At 67.6% G+C, this 7,981-nt stretch carries 7 protein-coding genes; 5 read left to right on the forward strand and 2 right to left on the reverse strand.

The window, feature by feature from the left end:
- The 3 genes from ACRDUX_RS13155 to gatB all read left to right on the forward strand — a co-directional run.
- Positions 1–1,103: hypothetical protein (locus ACRDUX_RS13155; protein ID WP_526414468.1), on the forward strand; the 1,103-nt coding region annotated here is incomplete at its 5' end.
- A 7-nt stretch (positions 1,104–1,110) separates the two neighbouring features.
- Positions 1,111–1,818, forward strand: a complete 708-nt coding sequence (locus ACRDUX_RS13160; protein WP_526414469.1) for a DUF1275 family protein — start codon at positions 1,111–1,113, stop codon at positions 1,816–1,818.
- Positions 1,819–1,949: 131 nt separating this feature from the next.
- The gene (gene gatB, locus ACRDUX_RS13165) at positions 1,950–3,452 is read left to right on the forward strand and encodes an Asp-tRNA(Asn)/Glu-tRNA(Gln) amidotransferase subunit GatB (protein WP_526414470.1); all 1,503 of its coding nucleotides are present in this window, start codon (positions 1,950–1,952) and stop codon (positions 3,450–3,452) included.
- Between the two features lie 6 nt (positions 3,453–3,458).
- Here the strand turns inward: gatB and ACRDUX_RS13170 are convergent, their stop codons facing one another.
- Entirely contained in the window at positions 3,459–4,580 is a 1,122-nt protein-coding gene (locus tag ACRDUX_RS13170) for a PQQ-dependent sugar dehydrogenase (protein ID WP_526414471.1), read from the reverse strand.
- Between the two features lie 138 nt (positions 4,581–4,718).
- Here ACRDUX_RS13170 and ACRDUX_RS13175 point away from each other — a divergent pair, with 138 nt between their 5' ends.
- The gene (locus tag ACRDUX_RS13175; protein ID WP_526414472.1) at positions 4,719–5,549 is read left to right on the forward strand and encodes a DoxX family protein; all 831 of its coding nucleotides are present in this window, start codon (positions 4,719–4,721) and stop codon (positions 5,547–5,549) included.
- A 4-nt stretch (positions 5,550–5,553) separates the two neighbouring features.
- Here ACRDUX_RS13175 and ACRDUX_RS13180 read toward each other — a convergent pair whose 3' ends face one another.
- Positions 5,554–5,895, reverse strand: coding sequence for a PH domain-containing protein (locus ACRDUX_RS13180; protein WP_526414474.1), 342 nt, complete (start codon positions 5,893–5,895; stop codon positions 5,554–5,556).
- A 331-nt stretch (positions 5,896–6,226) separates the two neighbouring features.
- Here ACRDUX_RS13180 and ACRDUX_RS13185 point away from each other — a divergent pair.
- Positions 6,227–7,981 (forward strand): thiamine pyrophosphate-binding protein (locus ACRDUX_RS13185; RefSeq protein WP_526414473.1); only part of this gene is annotated, 1,755 nt, incomplete at its 3' end.

The raw sequence follows: 7,981 nt of genomic DNA on the forward strand, positions 1-7,981 counted from the left end.
GGATGGCCCTGTCGGCGGACTACATCATCAAGGTCGCCCCCGGGATCTCCGCAAAGGCCGCAGGCGTCGACCCGGACGCGGTCGCGGACAAGGCGCTGGTCCTCTCGCTCATCGTGGGACTGACCGCGCTGATCATCACCTTCGTGATGCAGCGCCGCACCTGGCGCAAGCCGTCGGCCGAATTACTCCTCGCCTGGGAGAACGAGGCCGACCGACTTGGCGTGGAACCGGCCGGCGAGAAGGTCGAGCCCGTGGGTTCGGGTCACGGCGCCGACGGCGGTGCCGATGTGCGGACAGCCGCTCCGGTTGGCGGCTCGACTACGGCCGAACCTGCCGCCGCCACCGGGACGGCGGTGCTGACGGCTCCGGAGGTGGGCGTCGACCCGCTGCCGAAGACGTTGCCCGCGAGAGTCTTTGCGCTGCTGGTGCCGCTGGTGTACCTCGCCTTCATCGTCTACCTTCTGCTCGGCAAATTCACCACTGCGGTCCCACCGCTGAAGGGTGGCGACGCCGCGGCGATCGTCGGGGGCATCGCGGCCCTGATCCTGTTCGCCGGCGCGGCCACCAACGACAAGCGCAACTTCCTGGAAACGTCCTCACGGCACGTGGTCGACGGTCTGGTGTTCGCGTTCAAGGCGATGGGCATCGTGCTACCGATCGCGGGCTTCTTCTTCATTGGAAACGGTGAGTTCTCCGGCGCGATTCTAGGCCTGCCAGAAGGTGTTTCGGGACCGGCCATCCTCTTCGACCTCATCAACGCCGCGCAGTCACACCTGTCCCCGAACCCGTTCATCACATCCTTCGGCGTTCTCCTCGTCGGCCTCGTCGCCGGCCTGGAGGGCTCAGGGTTCAGTGGCCTGCCGCTGACCGGTTCACTCTCCGGCGCCCTCGGTCCGGCCGTGGGGATGGATCCGAGCACGCTGGCGGCCATCGGGCAGATGGGCAACATCTGGTCAGGGGGCGGGACGCTCGTCGCATGGTCGTCGCTGGTCGCCGTGGCCGGCTTCGCCAGGGTGCCGGTGCTGAGCCTGGCGCGGAAGTGCTTCCTGCCGGTCATGACCGGACTGGTCCTGTGCACGGTGTTCGCCATCCTGGTGTACTGATCCGCGCATGCGACAACCGGACCGGCCGCAGCTGGCCCTCGCCACCATGATCGCTCTGACCTTCGTCACCGGTGTCGTCGACGCCGTCGGATACCTCGGACTCGACCGCGTGTTCACCGGCAACATGACGGGCAACATCGTCATCCTCGGCATCGGCGTCGCAGGCGCCGATGATCTGCCCGTACTGGGGCCCGCGGTGGCGCTGGCCGGATTCACCGCAGGCGCCTTCGCCGCAGGCTGGGTGTTGCGCGATCGCCCCGGCGGATCGATCACGTCCACCTGGGACCACCGCGTCACCGCCCTGCTGAGCGTTGGCGCTGCGGTTCTGGCCGGGCTGACCGTCGTCGCCGTCGTCGTGGAGAACTTCGGTACCCACGTGCAGGTGGTGATCGCCACTGCCATCGCCGCCGTGATGGGTCAGCAGGCCATGGTCGCGCGCAAGCTGGCGGTGAAGGACATGACCACAGTCGTGGTGACCTCCACGCTGACGAGCCTGGCCGGGGAGACCTGGGTGCGCGGGACGTCGGGCGCCATCGTCAACCGCAGGTTCAGCGCGATCGTCGTCATCTTCCTCGGCGCGCTGGCCGGGGCGGCACTGCTGCAGATCCACATGGCCGTCCCGCTGGGCGTCGCCGCCGCGGGCACGGTGGTGGTCGTGGTCGCCGGACATCTCCAGCTACACGATGAGCGGAGCAGAATCACGATCTCGCCGTGACCGACGGCGCCGCCGAGTTCTTCGGGTGAGAGTTCTCTCGTGAGCAGACGCAAAGGGCCCTCAATGTGCGTGTTTCAGGGTCCCTCGTGTCTGCTCGCAGGAGGAGATCGATCACTAACTAGGATTGCAGCATGTCTGTTGCCTCCGCCGAACTGATCGACTACGACGAGGTCATTGCCCGCTACGACCCCGTCATGGGCATGGAGGTCCACGTCGAGCTGTCGACGGCGACCAAGATGTTCTGCGGGTGCGCCAACCAGTTCGGCGCCGAGCCCAACTCGCACGTGTGCCCCGTGTGCCTGGGGCTGCCCGGGTCGTTGCCGGTGGTCAACCAGGCGGCCGTCGAATCCGCCATCCGGATCGGGCTCGCGTTGAACTGCGACATCGCGCCGTGGGGCCGCTTCGCCCGCAAGAATTACTTCTATCCCGATCAACCGAAGAACTACCAGATCTCCCAGTACGACGAGCCCATCGCGGTCAATGGCTACCTCGACGCCCCACTCGAGGACGGCACGACCTGGCGCATCGAGATCGAGCGTGCGCACATGGAGGAGGACACCGGGAAGCTGACGCACCTCGGCAGTGCCACCGGCCGCATCGAGGGGGCCACCACGTCGCTGCTCGACTTCAACAGGGCGGGCGTCCCATTGGTGGAGATCGTCACCAAACCCATCGAGGGCGTCGGAGCGCGGGCTCCCGAGATCGCCCGCGCCTACGTCACCGCCCTGCGGGATCTGTTGCGCGGGTTGGACGTATCGGACGTGCGGATGGATCAGGGCTCGATGCGCTGCGATGCCAACGTCTCGCTCAGGCTCATCGGCGCAGGAGAGTTCGGCACCCGCACCGAGACCAAGAACGTCAACTCCCTCAAGAGCGTCGAGGTGGCCGTTCGCTACGAGATGCGCCGACAGGCAGCCATTCTCGACGACGGTGGGGAGATCATTCAGGAGACCAGACACTTCCACGAGGACGGGTACACCAGCGCCGGCCGGCGCAAGGAGACCGCGGAGGACTACCGGTACTTCCCCGAGCCCGACCTCGAGCCCGTCGCACCCAGTGCCGAACTGGTCGAGCGGTTGCGCGGCACCATCCCCGAACTGCCGTGGCTGCAACGCAATCGGATCCAGCAGGACTGGGGCATCTCCGACGAGGTGATGCGCGACCTCGTCAACAACGGCGTCATCGACCTGGTCACCGCCACCGTCGCAGCCGGGGCGCCGAGTGAATCCGCCCGCGCGCTGTGGGGAAACTTCCTGGTGCAGAAGGCCAATGAAGTGGGGGTGGCGGCATCCGAATTGGCCATCACACCCAAGCAGGTGGCTGCCGTCATCGCGCTCGTCGACGAGGGCAAGCTGTCGAACAAGTTGGCCCGCCAGGTGATCGAGGGTGTGCTCGCGGGCGAGGGCGAGCCCGAGCAGGTGATGACCGACAGGGGACTCGCGGTGGTCCGCGACGATTCGGTGATCCAGGCGGCAGTCGACGAGGCGTTGGCCGCCAACCCCGGCGTCGCGGACAAGATCCGCGGCGGCAAGGTGCAGGCGGCAGGGGCGATCGTCGGTGCGGTGATGAAGGCGACCAAGGGGCAGGCCGACGCGGCGTTGGTGCGCGAGATGGTGCTCGCCGCCTGCAGCTAGCGCCTGCTAGGTGTTCTCGGCGTTGGTGCGGGGGAACCCGCCGCCCTGCGGGAAGAGCGGGAAGACGACGTCGTCGAGTTTCTCGGCGTCACCGGAGGTCTTGTTGACCGTCCCGCCCCAGACGTTGCCGTCGGGGGACAGCGCCAACGCCCAGGCGTGGCCATGGGCGTCCTGCCGGATCACCTCGGGTTGGCCGGTCACCGCGCCCGTATCGGGCGCCAGTCGTACCGCAACGGTCTGCTTGGTGTTGACCATGTTGACCAGAACTGCGCCGTCGGTGGCCGCGCACCCGGCGATCCCCGGCTTGTCCGGCCACGTCCACACGGTCGAGACGACCGAGTCCTTCGTGATGCGCTGAAGTCGGTCACCGGCCGGGGTGCGGTCAGTCACGTACAGCGAGCCGTCACCGCCGTCGATGCACAACCCGCCCGCGGCGCCAACCCCACTCAGCGCGGTCGTCGGCGGTGCCTGGTCGACCGTCGTCGGTTGTTCGATCCGGATCAGTTTGCCTGCCAGCGAACCCGGATCAGAGGCCTGAGCCGGGTTGCCCGCATCGCCGGTAAGGACTTCCAGGGTCGTCGGGCTGGTGAAGATCAGCGCGCCCATGTTGCCCGTCGCGCCCTTCGGAATGCCCGTGAGGATCGGCTTGGGAACGTCGCCGTCGGCGATCCGTACGACGCGGTTGTCCGTCGGCGTGCTGATGTAGGCGTACATCAGCCTGTCCTGCTCGTACGTCGGTGAGAGCACGATGTCCATCAGGCCGCCGTCACCGGACGGGTCGACGGGAATGACCACCTTGACCTTGGGTTCGGCGTTGGTCGCGATCTCCTTGACCGCCCCGGTGACCCGCTCGGCCACCAGCGCCGACTTGCTGTCGGGGCCCATGATCAGCCCGCTGGTGCTCTCGAGACAGCCCTGCATCACGCCCTTCGCGGCGCAGACCTTCGGGAAGGGTTGCCCTGGCAGCGGAGGTGGTGGCGTCGGTTCGGCACTCGGAGGGGGAGCCAGCTGCGGCTCGGTGGTGAACGGCGCAGCCTGGGAATCGTCGAACCGGGCACAACCCGACCCGACCAGCAAAGCCGCGCACAGCAGCACCAGCACACCACGGGTCGGCCGGTGCAAACTCATGCCCGCCAGATTACGGACCGCCGGGCAGTGCGCGCCACGTCGGTGGGCTGCGCCGACCGGCGACTGGTCCGCGAATCGCCGCAGGAAAGCACGCGCCAATCCGCGATTCGCAGGTGGAGTGCACTTACTCTGGGAAACGTGACCAGTACTTCTCACGATCCGCGTGCGTGGCAGAGACCTGAGGACCGCGAGGCCTCAGCCGTGCGACCCGCGTCGGCACGCCTGGTCGACCCGGAGGACGACCTGCCGTCATCGACGTATGCAGGCGACTTCGAGACCACCGCCATCCCGCGCTACGACACGGCCACGGGGAGCCAGGAGCACTCCGGATACGGCCTGCTCGGTGAACCCGAGCCGCTGCCCTACGTGCAGCCCGCAGGCAGGCACGCCGCAGAGCCGACCGAGATCGAGCCGGAGGGCTTCGGCGCCGACAAGGCGGCGGGTCGTCGCGGCACGCAGGACCTCGGGTTGATGCTGCTGCGCGTCGGGTTCGGCGCCCTGCTGATCGTCCACGGCCTGCAGAAGGCGTTCGGCCTGTGGGGTGGTCAAGGGCTCAATGGCTTCGGCCAGTCACTGGCCGACCTCGGCTACCAGCACGCGGGCATCCTCTCCTACGCAGGCGCCGGTGCCCAGATCGGCGCAGGCGTGCTACTCGTTCTCGGCCTGTTCACGCCACTGGCCGCCGCGGCCGCGGTCGCATACCTGATCAACTCGCTGCTGGCAGCCGTTGCCGCACAGCCCGACGGCAACTACTTCCCGTTCTTCCTGCCCGACGGGCACGAATACCTGGTCGTGCTGATCGTGTTGGCCGCCGCCTTGACGCTGACCGGTCCCGGCCGCTACGGCCTCGATGCGGGCAGAGGCTGGGCCAGGCGCCCGTTCGTCGGATCCGCGGCCGCCCTGGTTCTCGGCATCGGCGCCGGCGTCGGCGTGTGGGTGCTTCTCAACGGCGCCAACCCACTCGCCTGAGCGCCTATTCGTAGGGGTTGGGCACCCGACCGGCGGTGGCCGCGGTCAGCTGCGGCAGCGTGGCGAACGTCACGGCGGGCAGTCGCACGTCCGAACCGTCCTTCAGATGCGCCGACCCCCACGAGCCTCCGTCGAAGCGCAACCCGTCGACGTCCTCCCATGCGACCGTCCGGCTGCCGGTCAGCGACCGCGCCGTGACCTTGTCGCGATCGGCGGTCGTGCGGTAACGAATGATCGCCGCGGACGCTGCGACCGGAATGATCAGCAACGCCGTGAACCACCGGGGATTGGCAAAGACCAACGCGAGCAACCCCAGTGTGAAGAAACCGACCGCGATGTGCGCCATCGCCGAAATCCTGATGACGACGGGGACCGAGGGCGCCGAGGCGGATGGGGAACTCACCCCGCCATCCTTCCACCGACCACGAGTAGCGTGATGGTGCCCCGGAATTTGACCTTTGAGCTGTACGGAGGCTACCGTCAACGGTTATGCAGACCGTCGCAATTCTCGTAGTAATTGGTTCGCGCGTTGGTGCGTAACCCGACTGAGTAATCCAGTCAGAGCCTACGAGCACCGACGCGCAACCCTCGTGCAGCATCCGCTGACGGGGGTTTTTTGTTGCCCGAGAACATCAGAACCCCCGCCGACCAAGACAAATCGAGGACTTGAGGACATCGTGAGCGCACCGACCACGCGGCCACCGCAACCGGCCCAGCGTGCCAATGGCACGCCCGCAGGCCCGAACACGCCGGCCCCGCAGCCCAAACGGGTTGCCCCGGAACGGATGACCGGTGCAAAGGCCGTGATCCGCTCGCTCGAAGAACTCGACGTCGACGTCATCTTCGGCATCCCGGGCGGCGCCGTACTGCCGGTCTACGACCCGCTGTTCGACTCGCAGAAGCTGCGGCACGTGCTGGTGCGCCACGAACAGGGCGCCGGGCATGCCGCCAGCGGGTACGCACACGCCACCGGGAAGGTGGGCGTGATGATGGCCACCTCGGGTCCTGGCGCCACCAACCTCGTCACCCCGCTGGCCGACGCCCAGATGGACTCGATCCCGGTCGTCGCGATCACCGGACAGGTCGGTCGTGCCCTGATCGGCACCGACGCCTTCCAGGAAGCCGACATCTCCGGCATCACCATGCCGATCACGAAGCACAACTTCCTCGTCCGCAATGGTGACGAGATCGCCCAGGTGATGGCCGAGGCCTTCCACATCGCCCGCAGTGGTCGTCCCGGCGCAGTTCTCGTTGACGTCCCGAAGGACGTGCTGCAGGGTGAGTGCACCTTCAGCTGGCCGCCGAAGATCGACCTCCCCGGCTACAAGCCGAACACGAAGCCGCACAGCAGGCAGGTGCGCGAGGCCGCCAAGCTCATCGCGGCTGCACGCAAGCCGGTGCTGTACGTGGGTGGCGGCGTCATCCGCGGTGAGGCGACCGAGCAGCTGTTGGAGCTGGCCGACCTGACGGGCATCCCGGTCGTGACCACGCTGATGGCCCGCGGCGCCTTCCCCGACAGCCACCCGCAGAGCCTCGGCATGCCGGGAATGCACGGCACCGTCGCGGCGGTGGGCGCGTTGCAGAAGAGCGACCTGCTGATCGCGCTCGGCACGCGTTTCGACGACCGGGTGACGGGCAAGCTCGACTCGTTCGCTCCGGATGCCAAGGTGATCCACGCCGACATCGACCCGGCGGAGATCGGCAAGAACCGCAACGCCGACGTGCCGATCGTGGGTGACGTCAAGAACGTGATCACCGATCTGCTCGAGGTCCTGCGCCGGGATTCCGGAGGGCAGGAGCGAAGCGATCGGGGGAGTGGTTCCGGAGGGCAGGAGCGAAGCGACCGGGGCGGTGGTCAGGTGGCTGCCGCCAGGTCGAACCTGGACAACTGGTGGGAGTACCTGCGCAGCGTGCAGGCCACCTATCCGTTGAGCTATGGCCCTCAGAGCGACGGCAGCCTGAGCCCCGAGTACGTCATCGAGACGCTGGGCCGCATCGCGGGCCCGGACGCGGTGTACGTGGCAGGCGTTGGGCAGCACCAGATGTGGGCCGCTCAGTTCATCAAGTACGAGAACCCCAAGACGTGGCTGAACTCCGGTGGCCTCGGCACCATGGGTTACGCGGTGCCCGCAGCGATGGGCGCCAAGTTCGGCCGCCCCGAGGCCGAGGTGTGGGCCATCGACGGCGACGGCTGCTTCCAGATGACCAACCAGGAGCTGGCCACCTGCGCCGTCGAGGGCGCGCCCATCAAGGTCGCCGTCATCAACAACGGAAACCTCGGCATGGTGCGGCAGTGGCAGACCCTCTTCTACGAGGGCCGCTATTCGCAGACCGGCCTGTCGACGCACGATCGTCGCATCCCGGACTTCCTCAAGCTGGCCGAGGCCCTGGGTTGTGTCGGATTGCGTTGCGAGCGAGCCGAAGACGTCGAG

The sequence above is a fragment of the Mycobacterium sp. genome, assembly GCF_050701675.1.
In the GTDB taxonomy this organism is placed as follows: domain Bacteria; phylum Actinomycetota; class Actinomycetes; order Mycobacteriales; family Mycobacteriaceae; genus Mycobacterium.